This window comes from Methanobacterium sp. BRmetb2, from assembly GCA_003491285.1.
Taxonomy (GTDB): domain Archaea; phylum Methanobacteriota; class Methanobacteria; order Methanobacteriales; family Methanobacteriaceae; genus UBA117.
This window is the reverse complement of the sequence record CP022705.1, coordinates 1,125,085-1,148,137: the sequence shown is the minus strand read 5'-3', so window position 1 is coordinate 1,148,137 and position 23,053 is coordinate 1,125,085. Positions and strand designations below refer to the sequence as shown.

The 23,053-nt window shown below is 33.2% G+C and carries 19 protein-coding genes; 8 read left to right on the top strand and 11 right to left on the bottom strand.

What is annotated here, in order from left to right:
- Nucleotides 1–21 precede the first annotated feature (21 nt).
- Together CIT01_05775 and CIT01_05770 are read right to left on the bottom strand one after the other, a co-directional pair.
- On the bottom strand, nt 22–1,125 hold the full coding sequence (locus tag CIT01_05775) for a 4Fe-4S ferredoxin (protein ID AXV37739.1): 1,104 nt from the start codon (nt 1,123–1,125) through the stop codon (nt 22–24).
- Between the two features lie 110 nt (nt 1,126–1,235).
- On the bottom strand, nt 1,236–1,991 hold the full coding sequence (locus tag CIT01_05770; GenBank protein AXV37738.1) for a xylose isomerase: 756 nt from the start codon (nt 1,989–1,991) through the stop codon (nt 1,236–1,238).
- 203 nt (nt 1,992–2,194) lie between these two features.
- Between CIT01_05770 and CIT01_05765 the strand changes: the two genes are divergently transcribed.
- Genes CIT01_05765 through CIT01_05750 form a run of 4 tightly spaced genes read left to right on the top strand, consistent with a single transcriptional unit; the run spans nt 2,195 to nt 6,261 of the window.
- Entirely contained in the window at nt 2,195–2,701 is a 507-nt protein-coding gene (locus tag CIT01_05765; GenBank protein ID AXV37737.1) for a hypothetical protein, read from the top strand.
- A 25-nt stretch (nt 2,702–2,726) separates the two neighbouring features.
- Nucleotides 2,727–3,806, top strand: a complete 1,080-nt coding sequence (locus CIT01_05760; GenBank protein ID AXV37736.1) for a daunorubicin ABC transporter ATP-binding protein — start codon at nt 2,727–2,729, stop codon at nt 3,804–3,806.
- Entirely contained in the window at nt 3,807–5,000 is a 1,194-nt protein-coding gene (locus tag CIT01_05755) for an ABC transporter permease (GenBank protein AXV37735.1), read from the top strand. It begins immediately after the preceding gene.
- 28 nt (nt 5,001–5,028) lie between these two features.
- Nucleotides 5,029–6,261, top strand: a complete 1,233-nt coding sequence (locus CIT01_05750) for a serine/threonine protein kinase (protein AXV37734.1) — start codon at nt 5,029–5,031, stop codon at nt 6,259–6,261.
- A 273-nt stretch (nt 6,262–6,534) separates the two neighbouring features.
- Here CIT01_05750 and albA read toward each other — a convergent pair whose 3' ends face one another.
- The 9 genes from albA to CIT01_05705 form a co-directional block, all read right to left on the bottom strand.
- A complete protein-coding gene (gene albA / locus CIT01_05745; protein ID AXV37733.1) occupies nt 6,535–6,813 on the bottom strand; it encodes a DNA-binding protein Alba in 279 nt (92 codons plus the stop codon).
- A 251-nt stretch (nt 6,814–7,064) separates the two neighbouring features.
- Nucleotides 7,065–7,859: a histidine kinase gene (locus CIT01_05740; GenBank protein AXV38739.1), complete on the bottom strand. Its 795-nt coding sequence runs from the start codon at nt 7,857–7,859 to the stop codon at nt 7,065–7,067.
- A gap of 161 nt (nt 7,860–8,020) precedes the next feature.
- The gene (locus tag CIT01_05735) at nt 8,021–9,448 is read right to left on the bottom strand and encodes a hypothetical protein (protein ID AXV37732.1); all 1,428 of its coding nucleotides are present in this window, start codon (nt 9,446–9,448) and stop codon (nt 8,021–8,023) included.
- Nucleotides 9,423–9,878, bottom strand: coding sequence for a two-component system response regulator (locus CIT01_05730; protein AXV38738.1), 456 nt, complete (start codon nt 9,876–9,878; stop codon nt 9,423–9,425). The genes CIT01_05735 and CIT01_05730 overlap by 26 nt, the downstream gene beginning before the upstream one ends.
- Nucleotides 9,865–11,409, bottom strand: coding sequence for a hypothetical protein (locus CIT01_05725; protein ID AXV37731.1), 1,545 nt, complete (start codon nt 11,407–11,409; stop codon nt 9,865–9,867). The genes CIT01_05730 and CIT01_05725 overlap by 14 nt, the downstream gene beginning before the upstream one ends.
- Nucleotides 11,410–11,739: 330 nt before the next feature.
- Nucleotides 11,740–13,257 (bottom strand): 2-isopropylmalate synthase, encoded by a 1,518-nt coding sequence (locus CIT01_05720; protein ID AXV37730.1) that lies wholly within the window; start codon nt 13,255–13,257, stop codon nt 11,740–11,742.
- Between the two features lie 123 nt (nt 13,258–13,380).
- Nucleotides 13,381–14,175, bottom strand: a complete 795-nt coding sequence (locus tag CIT01_05715) for a hypothetical protein (GenBank protein ID AXV37729.1) — start codon at nt 14,173–14,175, stop codon at nt 13,381–13,383.
- Nucleotides 14,176–14,322: 147 nt separating this feature from the next.
- On the bottom strand, nt 14,323–14,970 hold the full coding sequence (locus CIT01_05710) for a metal-dependent phosphoesterase (GenBank protein AXV37728.1): 648 nt from the start codon (nt 14,968–14,970) through the stop codon (nt 14,323–14,325).
- Between the two features lie 36 nt (nt 14,971–15,006).
- Nucleotides 15,007–16,050, bottom strand: coding sequence for a hypothetical protein (locus CIT01_05705; protein ID AXV38737.1), 1,044 nt, complete (start codon nt 16,048–16,050; stop codon nt 15,007–15,009).
- 271 nt (nt 16,051–16,321) lie between these two features.
- Here CIT01_05705 and CIT01_05700 point away from each other — a divergent pair, with 271 nt between their 5' ends.
- From CIT01_05700 to fae, 4 genes are all read left to right on the top strand, one after another.
- Complete coding sequence (locus CIT01_05700; GenBank protein AXV37727.1) at nt 16,322–19,456, top strand: hypothetical protein; 3,135 nt, start codon at nt 16,322–16,324, stop codon at nt 19,454–19,456.
- A 205-nt stretch (nt 19,457–19,661) separates the two neighbouring features.
- Nucleotides 19,662–20,948 (top strand): TrpB-like pyridoxal phosphate-dependent enzyme, encoded by a 1,287-nt coding sequence (locus tag CIT01_05695; protein AXV37726.1) that lies wholly within the window; start codon nt 19,662–19,664, stop codon nt 20,946–20,948.
- A 250-nt stretch (nt 20,949–21,198) separates the two neighbouring features.
- Nucleotides 21,199–21,540: a hypothetical protein gene (locus tag CIT01_05690; GenBank protein AXV37725.1), complete on the top strand. Its 342-nt coding sequence runs from the start codon at nt 21,199–21,201 to the stop codon at nt 21,538–21,540.
- A gap of 266 nt (nt 21,541–21,806) precedes the next feature.
- Nucleotides 21,807–23,027, top strand: coding sequence for a formaldehyde-activating enzyme (gene fae / locus CIT01_05685; GenBank protein AXV37724.1), 1,221 nt, complete (start codon nt 21,807–21,809; stop codon nt 23,025–23,027).
- The last annotated feature ends 26 nt before the right edge of the window (nt 23,028–23,053 follow it).

The following is a 23,053-nucleotide window of genomic DNA, read 5'->3' as shown; positions in this document are numbered from 1 at the left end:
TAAATTTAATCATTTCAACAGTTATATTTTAACCATATCATAATCCATACTGCCTAAACCGATCTTTTGAGCATGTTTTAATTGAATCCAACCATCCACATCTGGCCATGTTCCCCGGAATTTATCTTCACCTTCATCTAAGTTAGTTTGAATTTCAGATCCTCTCAAACCTCTCTCTTTATTGACCAGATGGTAACTGGCTGTATCCAGTGCCACCGGATCCTTGGAAGCTAAAATTCCTATATCCTGTACAATGTGAGCGTCGCTGAATGCTTCACAATCACAATCTGGAGTTATATTCATTAAAAAATTGAAGTATCCAATTTTATTTGGTTTATTTTTCACTGCACCATATGCATATTCCATCATCCTTTCCATGAACTCAGGTAAACTATCCCAATCCATATCAATAGCAGAAAAAGGACATTCTGCCATGCAAAGGTTACAGGCAATACATAATTCCATGTCTATTACTGCCCTCTCCTTTCCCAATGAAATAGCTTTTAGGGGGCATAGCAGTACACAAGTCCCACAGAGATTGCAATTTTCATTTATAAGGGGTTTAGAACATTCATGTTGATCAATCTTGCCCGTAGCACTGGCACATCCCATAGCCAGATTTTTCAGTGCCCCACCAAAACCGCACATAGGATGGCCCTTGAAGTGGGAGAGTACCACCATGGACTGTGCTTCTTCAATCTCTCCAGCTATTTTGACCTTTTTAAAATGCTCCTTATCAATTTCCACTTCCCGATAATTGTTTCCCATTAATCCATCTGCAATTACAAGGGGTGCACCAACCACAGCATAGTCAAATCCATGCTTAATAGCTGTTTGAATATGACTGACTGCCTGGTGTCTGCTACCAAAGTAAAGAGTATTAGTATCAGTTATAAAAGGTTCGGCACCTAATTTATGTAACTCATCTGCAATAATCCGGACAAAAACTGGGTTTAAAAAGGAATCGTTACCTTCTTCTCCAAAATGGAGTTTTATTGCTGTTAAATCTCCTTCGTCAAAAATTCCATCCATTTTAGAAGCTTCAAAAAGATTGATTATCTTATTTAACTTGTTTTCATGACTACTTCTTGATCTAAAATCAGAAAAATATACTACGGACCTCATTGTATCCCCTTTTTAATTGGATTAATTCATCAATTTTAAATCTATTTGATCTGTGATTATGTTATTAATATGAATCTAAACCTAAAAATTTTTTTCCAAAATAAAACAGATTAATTTTGATTCAGATTTATCAAAACTTCTCTACTTTTTAAGATGTTATTATAATCATTTAATTCAATTATAACATTTTCAAGACCTTTTAATAGATTTAAATTTAAATTACCTTCACCTAAGCTCAAATGTTGGTCTTTTTCGCCGTTGTTATCGCTCACGTGGTAATACAGAATATTATCCATCTTAAAAAAGGAATCAGTATTTTTGGATGTGTTGGCATGGCCTACATCCAGTGTGGCGTAACATTCACATGTTTCTGTAAAAGTTTGGTGTTCCTGAAAGTTGTTGCAAAAATAGGCATATCTTCCAGGCATGTTTTCAATAGAAAATTTTATTCCCCTATTATTTGCATGATCACTGGCAGATTGAAGTGTTTCAATTGCATATTCCCTCCCTAAATCCCTAACTCTCTCCTCCAGACGATGGATCATTCCAGGATGAGTGGTAACTGCTTCGGCGCCAATTTTAACCGCTAAATCTATGGTTTCCTCAAGTTGACGAAGTGTTTCTTTTCTTATTCCAGGATTAAGGCTAGCAGGGTTTAGATCAATTGTAGGAGAATGTAAAAATACTTCAATATCATAAGAAGTGAAAACAGCTAACTCCTCTGTGTCCATTAACATCACATTTCTTGGCCAGTAAGGACCCTCACATAATATTTCCATTAAATCAAATCCATCAGTTGATGCTCTTTCTAAGAAATTTTCAAAAGAATCCATGAAAAGTGCCAGAGTAGAGAATCCTATTTTCATTTAAATCACTTTTAGACTATTTTAGATGTTACCAAGCTAGTTAAATTTTTATAAATCTGTGTTATTTATCTCTATTAATTTTTTTCAACAGAAACATTTATATATAAAATTGATATATCAAGTTTTACTATATCCAAAAGTGATATATCTTAGACAGATATGTTTGATTTACACTAATATCTAAAAAAGTGAGGTGTGCTTTAATGGACGATGATGATTCTTTTAACGAAAATTCAAATGAAAAATCGTCTGAAATGAATTTAAATGATTTAAATGATTTAAATAAAAAAAAAACTATTCAATATCATGTTAAATCTATGAAAGAATATGAAAAAACTTTTAATTTAAATAAATTTGATAAAAAACTTTTAAAAGGATTTATGAGAGGTTCTGGTTTAATATTTATGCTTTGGCTTATTAGTAAAAAAGGAAAACATGGATATGAAATAATGACCCAATTACACGAAGCTTCACCATTTGGTAAAGATGTTAAAATGCCCAGTCCAAGTATTATATACCCTAAACTGCACTTATTAGAAAGAAAAGGTCTTATAAAAGGTACATGGGAGCATCATGGAAAACGTAAGGTTAAATTCTATGAAATAACTGATGATGGTGTTGAAACACTTAACCGAATTAAGAATTTATTTAAAGCCCGTGAAACCAATCTTTACGAAGAATTCTTGGAAGACATACTATCCATAAAATAATTACGTGACATGAAGGAGTTAAATTATGAAATATGCAATAGAAACCTTCGATCTTACCAAAAAATATAAAGATTTTTTAGCAGTAGATGCACTGAACATGAAAATAGAAGATAAAAGTGTGTTTGGATTTCTAGGTCCCAATGGGGCAGGTAAGACAACCACCATAAAAATGCTTACATGTCTTATCCAACCAACCGCTGGAACCGGAAAAGTTGCTGGTTATGATATAATAAAAGATCCAAATGCAGTAAGACAAAAAATTGGAATGGTTCCCCAATTAGTTAGTCTTTACGGAGATCTCACAGTTAGAGAGAATGCAGAATTATGCGCAGATTACTATGGTCTACCCCGTGATTTGAAAGAAGAAAGAATAGTAGAGCTTATGGAACTGGTGGACATTAAATATGCTGAAAATAAACTTGTAAAACAGCTCTCTGGCGGTCAGAAACAGAAAGTTTCAATTGTTGCCAGTTTAGTTCATCAACCAGATATACTTTTCCTTGATGAACCAACCATAGGTTTAGACCCCACTACCAAACGAATTTTATGGGATTTAATTGAAGAATTAAACTCTAAAGGCCACACCATTGTTTTATGTTCCCACGACATGTACGAGGTAGAACTCCTCTGTGAAAATGTAGGTATCATAAATACAGGTACATTAGCTGCTTTTGACACGCCTCAAGGATTGAAAGATACTATAATGGAAGAGGAAAGATCCCAAAAAAATACTCGAATAACTGAGATCATGTCTAAAATCAGGACAGAATCTGGAATGGATGAAAAAGCGTTAGGTGAACTTGATAATGCTATAATTGATATTGAAAAAGAAGAAGGAGATTTTAGAGAATTAAGTGTTATGATAAATAACTTGGACCAAGATCTGCTTGAAAAAATATCCGATATTCCCCTTGTCTTTAACGTTCATCAGCATAAATCTGGAAGACTTACAATGGATATAAGCTGTACTGAATGTGCTATTAATGACGTATTAAACTTTATAATAGAAAATGGAGGGAATATTACCTCTTTATCCACTAAAGATCCCTCCTTAGAGGATGTGTTTATGAAAGTTACTGCTAAAAAACAGGCGGAAGGTGATTAGATGGAAACCAAAAAAATTATGTGGATGCTTAAAAAAGATTTAATGGTGCTTTGGAGACATAAACCACGTTTACTGTCACTCCTCTTGTTTCCAATAATCATGATCACTCTATTTGGATATGGTATGGGTGGGGAACTAAGCAATATTCCAATAGTAGTTGTGGATCAAAGTAATGGGGCTGTAACTGACGCCACATTAAACGCCATAAAGAACATGGATCTTTATGATGTAAAAGACATTATCAGTAACCCTGACGAAGCAAAACAGATGGTAATGGATGGACAAGTAAAGGCCGCCATAATTCTACCTACCAATTATGATAATCTAACAGATCCCCAAGCCAAGAATGTGCTAATTTATGTTGATTCATCTGATCAAATGGCTTCCACTGCAGTTGTTCCAGCTACTCAAGCACTTTTCAACCAAATATCTAATCAGATTGGTATCCAAAAGTTAGAGATGATGAACGCTCAAACTAACCTTATCCAGGTTCAGTCTGCAAATGTTGCCTCCTCCGCACAGAGCAATCAGGGCGTGGATTTTAATAACATAATCAACTCCATCAACTTTCAGATAGACAAGTTATATGGAGATGTTAAATACATCGACTTTCTGGTACCCGCTGTACTGGCCATGACCGTAATGTTCTCTTGTATGTTTGGAATGGGTGAATCCATTGCTGGAGAAAGAGAACGTGGCGAACTTGCAAGGCTTTTTATGACACCTACAAATGTTTCAACAGTAGTTGGTGGAAAAATAATATCAAAACTAGTGATTGAAACTGGTAGAGCTTTAATATTAATAATCGCAGCCATTATTTTGTTTGGTATTGTGATCAAAGGCAGTATGTTACTTACAGTATTGCTTTTAGTACTGGGAGCTCTTTGTTTCGTAGGTTTTGGAATCATGATTTCAGCACGGGTCGGAACCCAAGAAGATTATATGCAGATGGTCATGCCCTTTGCCATGCCTATGATGTTTGTTTCAGGAGTTTTTTATCCTATAGAAACTATGCCATGGATATTCCAAAAAATTGCATATTTAGTACCTTTAACCTATGTAAACGATGCTATGCGTACTGTTATGCTTAAAGGTGGAGGTATTGGAGATGTATGGATCGATATATTGGTTCTAATAGGTTTCACCGCTTTATTCTTCGGATTAGGTGTAACTAAATTTAATAGGGACATCTAATCCCCATAACATATATTAAGGTGTTAATATGATTGGAAAAAAGGAAATAATAATAGGATTGGTTTTAATAGGTTTATTGATAAGTCCTGCAGCAGCTGCAACCGGATGGCCAATGTTCCACCAAAATATGGAAAATACAGGATTTGCAACAGAAGCAGCGAATTTTAATCCAAGTTTATGGGTTTTTCAGACAGATGGACCTATTAAATCTTCTCCTGCAATATACAATGAAATATTATACTTTGGATCAAATGACAAAAATGTGTATGCAGTGAAGATGGCAAATGGTTCAAAGGAATGGACTTATAAAACGGGAGGAGAAGTTTTATCATCCCCTGCAGTTGTAAACGACACGGTTTATATTGGATCTATGGATGGGTATTTATATTCACTGAATTCCGGAAATGGAAAATTAGACTGGAAATATAAAACAGGCTCGGGAATTGAATCGTCACCTGCAGTTGATAACGATTTAGTATTTGTAGGATCTGATGATAAAAATATCTATGCTACATATATTAGTGACGGATCTCTGGCCTGGAAATTTGAAACGGGTAAAGCTGTAGTTTCATCACCAACCGTTTTTAATGGAACTGTTTATGTGGGTTCGGATGATAGCAAAATCTATGCCCTAAACAGTTTGGACGGAAACAAAATTTGGGAATATGCTACAGCAGACAAGGTGAGATCATCCCCAGCATATTATAATGGGACATTGTATGTTGGATCAGATGATGGGCAGTTATATGCTCTCAATGCTACCAACGGTGAATTAATCTGGAATTACTATATAGGAAATCCCATAAGATCATCCGCCCTTATAGAACCAATGAATAATAACTTATTTGTTGGATCAGATGATGGAAATATGACTTGCCTTGATACTCGTAATGGGGAACTTAAATGGTCATATAAAGCAGGAGGACCTGTAAGATCAACTCCTGCCCTGTTTGATAATAAGATTACCTTCGGATCAAATGACGGAACAGTCTATGTTTTGAATAAATATACAGGGCAACAAGAATGGAGTTACATGCCAGGTTATTATATATTTAACTCCCCCTTTAGTTCTTCACCAGTAGTATACGGCCAAACTGTCTATATTGGTGGTGAAGATGGGTATATGTATGTTTTAAATGCAGATAAAGAAGAAGGACCAACTTCAATATTTGTATATTATATCATTGCCATTGCTGCCGTTCTAATAGGTATTTTGTTATTTATTAGAACATTTAGAGGAATAATGGCAAAAAAAGAATAATTTTTTGTTTGTAGATCGTTGATCTACATTTCTTATTTTTTGGATTCCAGAGAATTTTAATTTTAAAGTTCTAAAAATACAAATTTAAACAGTATTAAATTTGATTCTAATTTCAAAACCAAGAGATATTAATAAATATTAACCAAAAATTGATTAAATTATATCTAATTAATTTAAAAATAATATTTCAGAATTCCTAAAAGATCTAGGTAAATAAAACGGTTGAAAAATAATTTAAAAAAATGAAACCCTAAGGTTTCAATTTATTCCCCTTTAATTATCTTTGCTGAGTTGGATTTCTATCGCAGATACGTTAGTTGATCCACCCTCGTTACCGATGATTTCTTCTGTGCATATGTCTATAGATGCTACGTCTATATCTGGTATGAATCTATTCCTAACAATCTCAGCCACATCTACTGCCCGACTTATGGCCCTTCCACGTGCTTTTAGAATGACTTCAGGAGTTCCACCATTCATCTGAGTTACAACAGCTAAAACATAGTTCATTACAGGCTTGTTTCCAATGTATACAACATTTTCCTCTGACATCACTTTACCTCCGAAAGAATTACTATAATGATTTTCAGTTGTTCAATATTATATATAGTTTATGATTAGTTTCTCACATATAATATCAAAAGAATTGTCTTTTAACAATCAATTTGTTACATTGAAGTAGTATTAAAACATTAAAAGTATGATTAATAATATTTAAGAAAAAATTCAAATTATAATAAAATATTAAGTGTTTTCACTAGCTAAAAAATATTTTGGATTGAATTCCATCAAATAAATTCAATTTAATTAATCCAAGCACTTATATCCCTGAAAACAACGACAATACCCATTATACTGCCTTTGTCGTCTTTAATGGGATTTATAGCTCCGTAAATGGGAATTTTCGTTCCATTTTTAGATTGTAATATAACATGATCAATGTAAACTTGCCGGGAGCTATTTTCTTGGAAAATATTGTTTAACAATACACTGCTTAGTTTTCCGGGTCCTTCACTTATAATGGTGAATACTTCTACCAAATATTTTCCAATGGCATCTTCCTGAAGAATGCCAGTTAAATCTTCTGCAACTGGATTCATGAATTTTATCTGGCCTTTAGAATTTGTAGCAATTACTGCATCGGCAATATTATTCAAAATAGCTTTAAGCCACCGTTCATTATCCCTCAATCGTTTTTCCATCCGATCACGGTATAGAGTTATTTCAATGGCTGTGTGTAATTCACTTTCTTCGAATGGCTTGTTTAAAAAACCGGCTGGGCTTTTACGAATAAAACCAGAAGGTTCGGTGATTTTTGCTCTTTGAATGGTATCTTCATCAGAATAAGCAGAGAGGTATATTACAGGAATACCTTGATTAGATCTTATATATTCAGCAGCTTCTATTCCATCCATTTTCCCTTCTAATCGAATATCCATTATAATTAAATCCGGTTTTAATTCTTCTGCTTTTTTAATCGATTCCTCCCCAGAGTAAACCACAGCAGATATTGTGTAACCTAATTCCTCTAAACCCTCCTTTAAATCCTCGGCGGTTATTCTTTCATCTTCCACTATCATTAATTTTGGGTTAGGTATTTTATTACCCCCTTGAATATTAATTATGCCCACGGCCGTTTATATAATCCCTAATTTTTATATAAGCTATAGAAATATTGATTTAATTAATTTAATTTATATAAATATTTATTCAGCAAATATTTATATATTACTGAATATTAGTACTGTTTATGTTTTAGTTATAGACTTTCGAATTTTATATGGAACATTGTTCCATTATCCCGAATAATTTCCATCTCACCATTTAATTGATTGCACAAATTATTTACCAAACGCATCCCTAATGAGTTTGATTTTGAAAGATCAAAGTCTGAAGGTAAACCAATTCCATTATCGCCAATTTTTAGAATATAATTACCATTTGGACTCTGATAAAATTCAACAATTATTTCACCTTCTAAATCACTTGGAAACGCATGTTTCAACGAATTAGACAATAATTCATTTATAATTAAGCCAAAGTTTATGGTCGCATCGGCATCCATTAAAATCTTACACACATCCACCCTTAATTTGATCTTACGAATACTTTTTCCATAGGACCTGAAAAGTTCAACTGCCAAATTGTTAACATATTCTTCTAAATCAACTTTAGAAAGATCATCAGATTGATAAAGTTTTTCATGAACCATTCCCATAGATTTTACCCTATTTTGGCTATCGTTAAGAATTTCAGCTACCTTTTCATCGTTTATATACCTTGATTGAAGTCTAAGAAGACTGGATATAATCTGTAAATTATTTTTAACACGATGATGAATTTCCTTTAAAAGTATTTCTTTTTCATTTAAAGCAGCGATAATTTGATCTTCTACAATCTTTCTATCAGTTATATCTAAAATTGATGTTAAAATTTTCTTAGTGCCGGGAATAACTGCTAAAGTCATTAAAATATCTTTAGTTTTGCCCCGTGAATCCCTGAATTTGGTTTCAAAGTTTTGAGGTGCCTGTTTTGAATTAATTCGTGTAGATGATAATAAATTTTTAAGAATCTTCTTATCTTTTTCAAGTGTAAAATCTGTGAATTTTATTTTATCCTCAATTTCGCCCTTCTTACAACCAGATATAGTCTCAAACCCAGTATTTACCATTTCAATGTACATATTTTCATTTATAATTGCTGTTGCAGTACCAGTATTTTCAAAAATAGTTTTATAAATACTTTCAGATTTTTTAAGAGCAATTTTCTGTCTTTTCCTGGTTTTAAACTCATTAATCTCTCTTTCAATTGCAGGTGCCAATCTTGAAAGATTATCTTTTAGTAAGTAATCTTGGGCCCCTGCTTTCATAGCCTCTACTGCTACTTCTTCCCCAATTTTTCCAGAAACAATTATAACTGGCAGATCCACATCAATAATTTTCGAAATTTTCAGGGCCTGCAAACCTCCAAAACCAGGTATTACATAATCACAAATTACTATATCCCATGATCCATGTTTCAAACAACTTTTCATGGATTTTTCAGTTTCAACTCTTTTATAAATTAAATCATGATGATTATGTCTTAGTTTTCTAACAATTAGTTCGGTATCGTCTTTAGAATCATCAACAATCAAAATTTTAATAGGAGAATTCAACAGTTTATCCTCCTGAAGGTGCATTTTCATTAAAATTTAACCAATACGTACCTACAATCCATATTGTTTCCATGAAACGGTTGAAATCAACGGGTTTTTGGATGTAACTATTAGCACAAAATTTATAACAAGTCAATATATCTTCAGTCTCTTTAGAAGAGGTTAAAATTATAACTGTCGCATTTTTAGTTTTTTCATTAGACCTTAACCTTTTTAGGACTTCAATCCCGTCCAGTTTAGGTAATTTTAGATCAAGGAGTATTATTGCCGGAATTTTACTTGAATCCCTATCAGCGTATTTTCCCTCTCCAAAAAGATAATTTAGTGCATCAAATCCATCGTTAGCTACCACAATCTCGTTTTCTATTTTAGACTTGTTCAAAGCACGTATAGTTAAATTTACATCATCAGGATCATCTTCAACTAAAAGTATTGTTCTTAAATTTTTATTCACGTCCATCACCTTTGGGATTAAGGGTAAAATAAAATGTTGAACCAATGCCGATTTCTCCTTGAGCCCAAATAACGCCTCCATGTTTAGCCACTATGCGCTGTACTGTAGCTAGACCTATACCACTACCTGGAAATTTATTTTCAGAATTGAGACGTTTAAATGGTTTGAATATCTTCTCAGATTCTTCCATGTTAAAACCGCAACCATTGTCTTTTACAAAATAAGTTAATCTTCCATTATCGTCCTGAAAGCCAAAATTAATAATACTCTCCCTTTTATTGCTGGTGAATTTCCATGCATTATCTAATAAATTTTCCATCAATATCTGGAAGAGGCGGGGATCGCCTTTAACCATGATATTATCCCCAATTATAAAGTTTACATCTCTTTGAGGATGGTTAGTTTTTAATTCATTGGCGATGTTTTTGGCCATGGAGCTCAGATTAACATCTTCAATTTTAATAGTAGTGCGGCTCAATCTTGAAAGTTCTAAAAGATCATCAATGAGCTGAGCCATACGTTGACTGGCTATTCTCATCCTATTGAGATAATAAAGACCTTGTTCATCCATTTTATCACTATAATCTTCTAGAAGTGCCTGACTAAATCCGTCTATTCTTCTCAACGGAGCTCTTAAATCGTGAGAAACAGAGTAACTAAATGATTCAAGTTCCTTGTTAATGGTTTCCAATTCTGCTGTTCTTTCTGTAACCATTTTTTCCAGTTCATCATGATATTGTTTTAACTTATTTTCAGCAATTTTTCTATCATTTATATTTCTAATCACGAAAACAGCGCCCCTTAACTTTTGGGAATTACTGGCCAAAACATTTCCAATTGCCTCCAACCACAAGTAGTTTCCATTAACATTTTGACAACGATATTCTACAATAGAAGTATTATTGGTAAAAACCTGTTCAAAACCGGTTTTAACTGTTGGAAAATCTTCAGGATGAACAAATTTCTTTAATTCAGAAATTTTTAAACCTAAAATTTCCTCAGGATTATAGCCCAGAACTGTTTTTACAGATGGGCTTAAATAATGAATAAAACCGTCAGAATCAATGTGAACAACTATATCCAACATATTATCTGTAATAAGACGCAGCTGTTCATCTCTTTTTTTAAGAGTATTTTCAACATTTTTACGTTCTGATTGCTCTTTTGTCTCCTTAAATGCTCTTTGAAGTGCAGGAACTAGCTTTGAAAGATTATTTTTTAGAACATAATCTGTTGCTCCTTCTTTTAAAACTTCAACTGCAAATTCTTCCCCTATTTTACCACTGACGAAAATAAAAGGGATCTCTGGAGATAATTTTTTTGTAATTTTCAAAGCAGATAAACCATCAAAAGTAGGAAGTGAATGATCAGCTAGTATAATATCTGGATTAAAATTAGTAAGAGCATCAGTAAAATCTTCTTCTGTTTCAACTATTACTGATGAAAAGTTTATTTTTTCTCTACGCAGTTCATATTCGATTAGTTCAGCATCTAAAGCAACATCTTCAAGTATAAGGATATTGAGTTTATCACCCATAAGTCCCCCTCTCCTAGTAAATAATCCCTCCTAAAGTAAATATTAAAGGAATTTATTCACTAATTAGTACAAATAGGAATAAATTTAAAGTAATTTTAGAGCCTTATTAAAGAATTAACATGTAATATGCGTGTAAACTACTCTTTATCAAGTCAATTCTAAGTTATTTACTATACAATAATTTAATTCGTCACGTAGATATATATAATTTAAGGTTTGCATATTCTACTCTAACATCATGCGCACAATTAGAAACACTAACCTAATTAAAAAATTAATTCCATTTAAAATAGTAAAGATTTGATATTAAAATGGATAATAAATAAAAAATCATCTCAAAATTAATATTTTATTGATAGCATCCAAAACAGCTTCTACACTGGACATTACTATATCTTCACGGGTGGATCTTCCAGTGGCCTTATTGCCATTTTTATCACCCATAACCACAAAAACCTCTGCCAAAGCATTAGTACCACCAGTTATAGCTTCTATATTATACTCTAAAAGTTCTATATCTGCAGTATCACTAACAACACTTTGAATCGCATTAATAGCCGCATCTACCGGTCCAACCCCTGTTTTAGAAGCAGTTTTAAGTTCGTTGTTGATTTTAAGCTTTACAGTGGCCGTGGGCATCACATTTTCACCAGTCATCACAGCAAAACCTTCCAGTCTCACAATTTCATCTTTAGCTTTGCCTAAAATACTTTCAGCAATAGCCTTTAAATCAGCATCAGTGACCATTTTACCCTTATCACCCAGATTCTTTACTTGATCAAAGACTTTGCAAAATTGATTTTCATCCATATCAATACCATAGTCATCAAGTTTAGATTTAAGAGCCTTGGCACCAGTATGTTTACCTAAAACAATTCTACGAGTATGGCCTACCATTTCAGGAGTAATAGGTTCATATGTTTCGGCTTTTTCCAGTACACCATGCACATGTATCCCTGCCTCGTGAGCAAAAGCATTTTCGCCCACAATGGCCTTGTTTGGTGGCATTTTAACCCCTGTGATTCTGGAAACAAATTCTGAAGTATTGACCAATAATTTAGTATTTATACTGGTTTCAATTCCATATTCCACAGTTAAAGCCATAACCACCTCTTCTAAGGAAGCATTTCCAGCCCTTTCACCTAAGCCATTTATGGTGGCATGTACTTGCTGGGCACCAGCTTCAACTGCCATTAATGAGTTAGCTACCGCCAGTCCAAAGTCGTCATGGCAGTGCACACTTATTGGAATCTTTAAGTCTTTTTTAAGTTCATTTATTAACCATTTCATAGAGGAAGGTATCATTACTCCCACTGTATCTGGTACATTAATAACATCGACTCCAGCATCTTCCACAGCCCTATATATTTCTTTTAGATATTGAAATTCAGTTCTGGTGGCATCTTCTGCAGAAAATTCTGCTGTAATCCCATGATCTTTTATGTAATCTACTGCATCAACAGATTTTGAGAGAATTTCTTCTTTACTCATTTTAAGCTTGTATCTCCTGTGCAGTGGAGATGTTCCTATGAATGTGTGAATATAATCAACGTCACAATCAATTGCCGCATCTAAATCTGGAATTAATACCCTTGCCAAACCACAAATCTGAGCATCAATTCCCAGTCCTAATATTTTACGTGTTGATTCACGCTCTCCTTCAGAAGCTGCAGGAAAACCTACTTCTATAACATTAATCCCTAAGCTATCCAATTTATTAGTAATCCTTATCTTTTCGTCTACAGTTAACGCAACCCCTGGCGTTTGTTCACCATCTCTTAGTGTTGTATCAAATATTTTAACTGAATTTGGTGGATTCATGGCTTTTTTTACTTTATCTATGTACATAAAAAAACCTCTTTTTGGTTTGGCAAATATCTTATTAAGGTATCCTCTTAAATACAAGAGGCTCATCTTAAATTTTTTTATAATAAATATTATAAAATGAATGCTTAAAAATATTGGGAAAAATTAAACTGCAATACACAGGCTTAAAAAATTTCTAAGCCCAGGTGCTAGTCCTAAAATAAATATAGCCAGCTTCAACATGTTTTTAATCGTTCGATCTTCAACATATAAGTCTATAACATATAATGCTGCTAATATTACAGCAATTTTTAATGGGTACATAACAAAGGCCGTTCCAGTTAAATTGGTAAGTGCATTGGGTAGTACATGCTGTTCACTATAACCATAAAGGTCCACTGCCACGAAAGTGGAACTAGCGTCAAAAAGATGGGCTGATATCACGCTTAAATTAATTTTACTGTTCAGGATATCCCATTTTTTCCGTAATATTATAAAAATAGAAGAAAATAGCGCCCATAATCCTAAAACTAATAAAAATGCATTTAAATCAATTGAAGGTATTCTTAAAATATTTGGAATACATATAACCAATCCAACCCCTAATATTAAATATTTATAATCAAAATTTGTCTTTTTTTCAATATAGACTGATCCTAAAAGAGTCAATATGGCTAAAACTCCGGTTAAAATGTATATACCAGGAGTTACCAGCAAATAAGTGAGAGGATATATTCCATTATCCACTAAAGCCCGTGTACTGGAACCGAAGAATATAAAAGGGATTAAAGGAATCAAAAGATCTTTAGGATCCTTTTTAATATACTTAAACATTTTAATTATTAATATTATGACTAATCCCAATATTATACCAAAGATAATAGTATTTAATAAGTTGTATCCCGGTTCTAGATAAATTATATACTCTCTGATAAAATCTAAAATCATGAAGGTTACTATAGATTTTAATGATTTAAGCTTATGGGATAAAGTGCAAAAAATCAGAATAATTTAATAATCAATCTTAAGTAAGGAAAAGAAGTCATATGGAAAATTTTAATGTTTAACCAAATTAAATGTATAAATTAGAAGATTGGAAAAAAGAAATTATAACTTTTTAATTTTCTTGTTTATAACTTCTTTTAGAATCAGGGGTAAAGGAGTTCTACTACCAAAAACTGAAGTCTTTCCATCTAAAATTCCCTTTAAAATACTCTCGACTGTAAAATCTGCTTCAACGTCAGTCACGCAACTACCAATACCTCCTAAAAAATGTGCATCGCTAGAACCAATCTCAGGAATATTTCTATCTTCTGCCAGTTTTTTGGCCCTCCAGTTAGAATAACCAAATATATAACGGGAATTTAAGGTTTCAATGGCATCAATATCCAGATTATTAACATATTCACACAATCCATCCCTATATTTTACAAAAGGATGAGGTATTATCGCTATTCCTCCAGATTCCCTAATAAGATGGATGGTTTCTTCTGGAGATAATCCTTTCTTTATCTCTTCATTTATGCCCAGGGCCACTATATGACCTTTACTGGAACTTATCTCCATTGCTGGAATTATTACAAATTCTTCTAAATTTTTAAATTCATTTAAAGCCACCATAGATCCTTTCAGTGTATTATGGTCTGCTATGGCTATGGCATCCAGTCCAATATCCATTGCTTTTTTAACTATTTCTTGAGGTGTTTCCGTGGCGTCACCAGAATAAATACTGTGAATATGAGGGTCAATAATCATAAAATCACCATTATAACAAGTTGAAATATAATTTAATTACTCCACTAATGTTTTTATAGTCTTTATTAACCCTAATGGGCCAGTCATCATTACATCGCCTGCAGGAGCCGCATGATAAACATTATATTTTGTTTGATTCAATAATCTTCGCTGAGGCCCAGTGGCTACTATACATTCAAAGTTTTCTATTGTTTCCAGCACCCAAGCTCCATGTCCACCGTCTTCATGAATTTCTTCATGAGTCAAAGATCCATTAACAAGTTTTTTCACATATAACTCAATTTTGTCCTTATTTAAAGAAGAGGTATGATGTTCAAACAACCCTACAATTTTTTCCCCATCAAAGGCTGCAGCAAGGGTATGCCCATTTCCAACATCCATAGCCACGAATTTGCCCAATTTTTTAACATAATCATCACAGGTTGCCCCACAAATAGAAGCAAACTTAGAATCCATTACCATCACATTATATTGTTTGAGGGATCTTAAAACTGCATTCATACGAGTAAAATAGTCGGGAACAGTATTGTAATAGGAAAATTCTTCAGATTTTCGCGGAATATTCAATTTTTCTTTTATTTTCATGAATCTGAAGTTTCTATCACCCATTCCTTCCATGAAACCATGATCTTGAACTGCAACTCCTAAAAAATCGAATTCCAGTTTAACATTAAACTCTTTCAATGCTTTTTCTATTGCAACCAGGTCTACATCTTTTAATTCTATTTTTTCAAAATCAGAATATTGCTCATTATTCATTATATTAGGATCTTCAGATATTATTTCAATACCATAAGCTGCAACTCTGCTTAGATCATCCCTAACTGTCCTGGCAGCATTTTCTGTCATTACAATCTTACGGCCCATCTGAATTTTTTCCTTGATAGCTCTGTTTATAGGACCGCCGCCCATAGTTTCGCCAGTTATTAAAAGATTATCCTTAGAATCCCTAATTTTACGTCCTACTATCTGAGTTGGTGAAGGAAGAACAAGTTTAATAGAATTTTCTATATTTTCGTTAGAATCATATAGTAATATGTCCTGAGTACCCACGCCTATATCCACTGCTAAAATTTTCATAATCATATATTGTGTTTAATCTAATAAAAAAAATGTTTTGAATAAAAACGTACAAAATCCCATCTAACATCCACACAAAAAACATTAAATAATTATTAATATTAGTATATACTAATTGAAAGTCAAATAAAATCAACATAATAAATCATAGGATTTAAAAAAGATAAAATTAATTTATACATACATTTATAACCAGTAAAACGTCATATAAACAAAAAATAAACTAAATAATAAGTTTTTAATATATTTAGTTATATAAGAAGGCTTTTCAATGAAAAATAGTGGCTCAAACGCAAGTATGTATAAAATTATTCTTGTGTTATTTTTAACAATCCTATCACTTATATTGACTTATTATTATCATTTTGTACTTGGAAAAACTGTTATTTTTACCCATCTTTTCTACATACCAATCATTTTGGCCACGTTGTGGTTCAAAAAAAAGGGAATGATTGTTCCTATATTTTTATCAGTATTTCTCATTTTCAGCCACTTTGTGTCATCTCAAGTTTCAGAACCTTTAACTGATGATTTTATTCGAGCTTTCATGTTAATAATGGTGGGAATCGTTGTAAGCCTATTAAGTGAGCGTATAGATGAACGAGAAAGACTTTTAAAAACCAGCGAAGAAAAATTTCGTTCAGTATCAAATTCTGCATTGGATGGGATAGCCACGCTAACGTTAGATGGGAAAATAATCTATTCCAATAAGAGTTTTAATAAAACCTTTGGTTATGCTAATAAGGAGCTGGATGGTATTAATATTTTGGATATAATATTTTCCGAAGATAAAAATATCTTGAAAAAGAGACTTAAAGATATTAGGAAAGATAGTCAATTTAAAGGTTATAAAACTGAATTTTATGGTATTAAAAAAGAGGGTACTCGATTTCCATTTGAAGTATCTGTTTCAGAGTGGCACACAACCAATGATCGTTTTGTAACCACCATTGTAAGAGATATTACCGAACGAAAAATAGCTGAAAAATCCCTGAAAAATCATGCTATTCAACAGGTCACCATTGCAGATATCAGCCAGATGGCACTTATAGAAATTGATCTTGACCAATTAATGAACCAAATAGTAAAAAAAATTGTAAATACCCTTAAAGTTGACTACTGCAAAATCCTGGAAATTTTGCCCGACCAAAGTTTACTTCTTCGTGCTGGAGAGGGCTGGGAAAATGGTACTGTTGGAAATATTAAAATATCTTCGGGGCGTGAATCTCAAGCAGTTTACACACTTCAATCCAAAGAACCAGTAATTGTTGCAGATTTATCTGAAGAAACACGTTTTAACAACCCTAAGTTTCTTTTTGATCATGATGTTGTTAGTGGAGTAAGTGTAATTATTGGAAGTCAAAAAGATCCCTTTGGAGTTTTAGGAGTACATACAAAGATAAAAAGGGAATTTGATGGAGAAGAGTTAAATTTTATACAAGCTATGGCTAACGTTTTGGCAGCAGCTATTGAACGAAAAGCGGTTGAAGAAAAATTGAAATCCAGTGAAAAACGTTACCGTCTCATAGCAGAACATGCTACCGATATGATTTCCCGGCAAAACCTTAAAGGGGATTATTTATTTGTATCACCCGCCTGTAAACAAATACTAGGTTACGAACCAGAAGAACTGGTGGACCATAACTCCTTTGAATTTATCCACAGCCATGATTGGGGGCTTGTAAAGAGTACTCTTAACGATTTAATAGAAAAACAAGATATTATCACAGTAATTTACCGTATTCGGAAAAAAAAGGGGAATTACACTTGGATTGAATCAACTGCCCAAACAGTGCGCGACCCAAATACTGGTGCATTTAATGAATTAATAGTCACTTCTAGAGATATTAATGAACGTAAAAAAGCGGAAAAAGCTTTGAAAGAATCTGAAGCATATTACCGTACCATATTTGAAAATACTGGTACAGCGACAATAATAGTTGAAGAGGATATGACTGTTTCGCTTGTTAACACGGAATTTGAAAAGCTTTATGGTTTCAAAAGGAGTGAAATAGAGGGAAAAAAGAAATGGACCGAATTTGTGGTGGATAACTATCTAGATACAATGCAAAAATATCATGAAAGAAGAAGAATTGATCCAGATTATGCTCCTAGAAATTATGAATTTCAATTCATTGATCGGGAAGGTGAAATTAAAGATATATTGACTACTGTAGCATTAATTCCAGGGACAAAAAAGAGTTTAGTATCACTTTCAGATATCACTGAAAGGAAAAAGTCGACAATTGCTCTAGAAAGAGAACTAAAAATTGAAAAAGCACTTGAAAGGATTTATGAACCACTTATATCCCCCAATTCATCTATTGAAGACATTTCTGATTCGGTATTAGATGAAGCAGAAAGGTTAACCGAAAGTCTGTTTGGATATGCTGCAGTAATTGATAGTGTAACCGGTGAAATGATCAATTATTCTATTTTTTCTTCAGATAATTGTTTACCTGTCGAAAAGCTAAAAATGGAATTTATAGAAAATCTCGAGGGAGGATATCCCGGGTTACTGAGTAAATCATTGGACAGTAAACAAGCTTTTTACATCAATGACTTGAATGAAAACCTTGAAATATGTGAATTGAATGATATTAAAGAATGTAAGTTCTTATCAGCACCTGTAATGCTAGGAAACGAATTGGTAGGACAGATATCGCTGTTTAAATTAAAAGATTTTACGGAAAATGATCTTACAGCCGTGCAAAGGCTTTGTGAATTTTATGCATTGGCAATCCAAAGAATGCATGCCGAAGAAAAAATTAAACTGTCTTTGAGAGATAAGGAACTTTTACTAAGAGAAATCCATCACCGTGTCAAGAATAACTTGCAAATAGTCACCAGTTTACTAAATCTTCAATCCAAACAAATTGATGATGAAGAGGCAATAGATGTATTTAAAGAGAGTCAAAATAGGGTTAAATCCATGGCTATTATTCATGAACAACTTTATCAATCTACAGATCTTGCACATATCAACTTTGAAATGTATATAAATAAACTGGTTTCATATCTATTTCATTCATACAATGTAAACCGTCGGATTATAAAAACAGAGATTTTAGCCGATTCAGTTAGCCTGAATATTGATACTGCTATGCCTTTATCACTAATAGTTAACGAATTAGTGTCTAATAGCCTTAAATATGCATTTCCTAATGGTAAAGAAGGAAAAATTAAAGTTGAACTTAGAAAAGAAGATAAAATGTTTAGACTTGTAGTAGCTGATGATGGAATTGGTTTACCAGAAGATTTTGAATTTGAAGATACAGAAACCCTAGGATTACAGCTTATTAATAGCCTTACCATGCAAATTGACGGTGAAATTGAAGTAGATTTGAGTAGAGGTACTAAGTTCAAAATAAAGTTTAGAGAATTAAAATACAAAAATAGGATATAAATCAAACAAAAATATGAAAAAAAGCAAATAGAAGAAAATCTGTAATTATAAATCTGTAATCATCCTCCTGCCAATAGTTATCATATCTGATTAACTGATTCTATTAATGTACAAAAGTGTACGACAAAGATTTAAATAGTGCAGTACAGTAAAAATATTTAATAAAAAATTTAAGTTTTGAAAAAATTGAAAAATAGGTGATTAAATGTACAAAGTCACATTACCTTCAAAGGAAATCCCTAAAAAATGGTATAACATAATTCCAGATCTACCAGTACCATTACCTCCCGCTTCAGAAACTGAAGAAGGACACCAACTGGCAAATCTGCCCCAAATATTTTCTAAATCAGTGTTAGAACAGGAAATGTCCCAGGAAAGATGGATAAAAATCCCAAAAAAAGTCAGAAATGTTTACAAAATGATAGGAAGACCAAGTCCATTGTTTAGAGCAAAAGGTCTTGAAGAACACCTTGAAACACCTGCAAAGATTTTCTACAAAAGAGAAGATCTTTCTCCTACTGGAAGCCATAAGTTAAATACCGCAATTGCACAAGCATATTATGCAAAAAAAGAGGGTGCAGAAAGATTAACTACTGAAACTGGAGCAGGACAATGGGGTTCTGCTTTATCACTGGCATGTTCACTTCTGGATATCGACTGTACTGTTTACATGGTTCGAGTATCTTTTGATCAAAAACCACACCGAAAAACAATTATGGAGTTATATGATGGAGAAGTGCTACCATCTCCTAGCGATAAAACAGAATTTGGAAGGGAAAAACTAAGTGAAGACCCTAATCACCCCGGATCACTTGGAATAGCCATATCAGAAGCCATAGAAGATGCATTAAATGCTGATGGGGTTTATTACTCATTAGGAAGTGTATTAAACCATGTACTTTTACACCAATCCATAATCGGTCTTGAAACCAAAAAACAGATGGAAAAAATTGATGAATCTCCAGATATAATGGTAGGATGTGTAGGGGGAGGCAGTAACTTAGGTGGAGCTATATTCCCATTCGTAAAAGACAAACTAGACGGAAACCTTGACTGTAGATTTGTAGCTGCAGAACCGAAATCTTGTCCAACCTTAACTAAAGGAGAATACCGGTACGACTATGGTGATACTGCCGGTTTAACACCGCTTCTAAAAATGTATACTTTAGGGCATGATTTCATCCCTCCATCTGTACACGCCGGCGGCCTCAGATACCATGGAATGGCACCTCTAGTAGCACTGCTTGCTCATGAAGGCATTATTGAATCACGCTCAGTATCCCAACACGATATATTCACCAGTGGAGCTACTTTTGCTAAAGCCGAAGGAGTAGTACCTGCTCCAGAAACATGCCACGCAATAAAAGTAGGTATGGATATGGCTTTAGAGTGCAAAAAGAATAATGAAGAGAAAAACATAATTATAAACTTCTCTGGACATGGAATGCTGGATTTAAAAGGATACGAAGACTTTTTAGAAGGGAAAATATAAATTCCCTGTTTTTTTCTTTTTAATAAATTGAATTCGTTTTAAATCCATTTTAAATTTATTGTAACATTTTAAAGAATTATTATATAATTTTGAGTTATAATAAACTAATTTTGGTTTAACTAAACTAGTATAATAAAAAAATTATGTTTAATTGATCAATTAACTAACTTCGATATATATAAATATGAATAATGTCAATAACAGTATATAATTTTAATTTACTATGTAAAATTTATTTAGGTGATCTAATTTGGATAAAAAATCTCTTTTAATTGCTTGCATGCTGGTTGTTGTTTTTGTACTCGGAGGCTATGACGTCATAATGGCACTGGCTACCAGTCAAGAACAGGCATTTGATCAATTATCATATGATGCAAACAACACCAACACAAGTTATGCTAATAATAATTCCTTAGGAACTACTGACACTTATCAACCTCAAACAACCTCGACAACAACACGGACTACAAATACTGGAAATGGGAGTACAACTACAGATAATACTGATGATGGAACCGGAGGAAATACTGACGAAACTGATGATGGAACTAATACTGAAACCGGTGACACTGGTGACACTGGTGGACCATAGCTGTCTACATAAAATAAGATTAAAAAAATTTTATTTCTTTTTTTAACTTAAATAATTAAAATAGATATTTACAGCTTTATTAGATAATTTTTAAGAATTATCTTAATTTAGAAGATTTTTAAAATTTTATAATATTAAAATATTTATAATTAGAATTAGAAAATCAATTTAACTTAAATAAGCTGATTAATATTAAGAAGTTTTCAACAAAGAAATGTTATTTATTTATATTGTTTAGATCAAATTATTATATAGGAGGAAATGTTATGTACAATATAGGGGAAGCCCTCATAGGAAATGGTAACGAAATAGCTCATGTTGATCTAATTATAGGTAGTAAAGATGGTCATGCTGGTGCTGCTTTTGCAAACAATTTAACCCAGCTTTCAATAGGCCACACACCACTTCTCTCAGTTATAAGACCAAACTTAATGACCAAACCATCAACTTTGATTGTTCCAAAAGTAACAGTTAGAGATTTAAAAGATGCAGATAAAATTTTTGGCCCAGCACAAACTGCAGTAGGTAGAGCTGTTGCCGACGCAGTCTCAGAAGGAATAATACCCAAAGACAAAGTAGAAGATCTGGTAATTATTGCCAGTGTATTTATCCATCCGGAGGCAGAAGATTTCCGTAAAATATATCAATATAATTATGGAGCAACCAAATTAGCCCTGAAAAGAGCCCTGGAAAACTACCCTTCAATCGATAAAGTGTTAGGGGAAAAAGATCGTGGAACCCATCCAATCATGGGATTCAGAGTAGTCAGACTATGGAATCCACCTTACCTACAAGTAGCACTTGACCTGGATAACATGGAAGAAATGGAAAGAATAATAAACAGCCTACCAGACAGGGAAAGAATACTCCTAGAGGCAGGTACACCTCTGGTTAAGAAATTTGGTGTGAGCATTGTAAGTAAAATCAGAGAACTCCGAAAAGATGCATTTATCATAGCCGACCTTAAAACACTGGACGTTGGAAGAATAGAAGTTAAAATGGCGGCGGATGAAACAGCAGATGCAGTTGCAATATCTGGGCTTGGAACCATTGAATCCATAGAAAAAGCAGTTCACGAGGCATCCAAACAGGGGATATACGCTATATTAGACATGATGAATGTGGATAATTTTGTGGAAAAACTTGGTAAATTAAGATTCAAACCAGATATAGTACTGTTACATAGAAATGTTGATCTGGAAACCCTTAAAGCCGAGAGAGGAGAAGAACAAGCAGAAATAACTGAATGGGGTAACATCAACCAGATCAAAGACATTCTAGGTGAAGGAAAACAGGTAGCTGTTGCCGGCGGAATAACACCTCAAAAAGTAGAAGAAGCCCTGGACAGTGGAGCAGATATCATTGTAGTTGGAAGATACATAATAGGATCCAGAGATGTTAGAAGAGCTGCAGAAGACTTTTTAGAACATATGCCGCAAGATCCAGATACAATGCGACTTGCCCTTGATGAAGACGAGTCTATTTAAAGAATTAAATTTTTTTAATTCTTCTT

What these genes read in the sequence shown, in the direction of transcription:
- CIT01_05755 (AXV37735.1), top strand. Translation starts at nt 3,807, where the DNA reads ATGGAAACCAAAAAAATTATGTGGATGCTTAAAAAAGATTTAATGGTG.
- CIT01_05705 (AXV38737.1), bottom strand. Translation starts at nt 16,050, where the DNA reads ATGAAAATTTTAGCAGTGGATATAGGCGTGGGTACTCAGGACATATTA.
- CIT01_05730 (AXV38738.1), bottom strand. Translation starts at nt 9,878, where the DNA reads ATGGACGTGAATAAAAATTTAAGAACAATACTTTTAGTTGAAGATGAT.
- CIT01_05720 (AXV37730.1), bottom strand. Translation starts at nt 13,257, where the DNA reads ATGTACATAGATAAAGTAAAAAAAGCCATGAATCCACCAAATTCAGTT.
- CIT01_05710 (AXV37728.1), bottom strand. Translation starts at nt 14,970, where the DNA reads ATGATTATTGACCCTCATATTCACAGTATTTATTCTGGTGACGCCACG.
- CIT01_05770 (AXV37738.1), bottom strand. Translation starts at nt 1,991, where the DNA reads ATGAAAATAGGATTCTCTACTCTGGCACTTTTCATGGATTCTTTTGAA.
- albA (AXV37733.1), bottom strand. Translation starts at nt 6,813, where the DNA reads ATGTCAGAGGAAAATGTTGTATACATTGGAAACAAGCCTGTAATGAAC.
- fae (AXV37724.1), top strand. Translation starts at nt 21,807, where the DNA reads ATGTACAATATAGGGGAAGCCCTCATAGGAAATGGTAACGAAATAGCT.
- CIT01_05760 (AXV37736.1), top strand. Translation starts at nt 2,727, where the DNA reads ATGAAATATGCAATAGAAACCTTCGATCTTACCAAAAAATATAAAGAT.
- CIT01_05725 (AXV37731.1), bottom strand. Translation starts at nt 11,409, where the DNA reads ATGGGTGATAAACTCAATATCCTTATACTTGAAGATGTTGCTTTAGAT.
- CIT01_05750 (AXV37734.1), top strand. Translation starts at nt 5,029, where the DNA reads ATGATTGGAAAAAAGGAAATAATAATAGGATTGGTTTTAATAGGTTTA.
- CIT01_05775 (AXV37739.1), bottom strand. Translation starts at nt 1,125, where the DNA reads ATGAGGTCCGTAGTATATTTTTCTGATTTTAGATCAAGAAGTAGTCAT.
- CIT01_05700 (AXV37727.1), top strand. Translation starts at nt 16,322, where the DNA reads ATGAAAAATAGTGGCTCAAACGCAAGTATGTATAAAATTATTCTTGTG.
- CIT01_05695 (AXV37726.1), top strand. Translation starts at nt 19,662, where the DNA reads ATGTACAAAGTCACATTACCTTCAAAGGAAATCCCTAAAAAATGGTAT.
- CIT01_05735 (AXV37732.1), bottom strand. Translation starts at nt 9,448, where the DNA reads ATGAAAATGCACCTTCAGGAGGATAAACTGTTGAATTCTCCTATTAAA.
- CIT01_05765 (AXV37737.1), top strand. Translation starts at nt 2,195, where the DNA reads ATGGACGATGATGATTCTTTTAACGAAAATTCAAATGAAAAATCGTCT.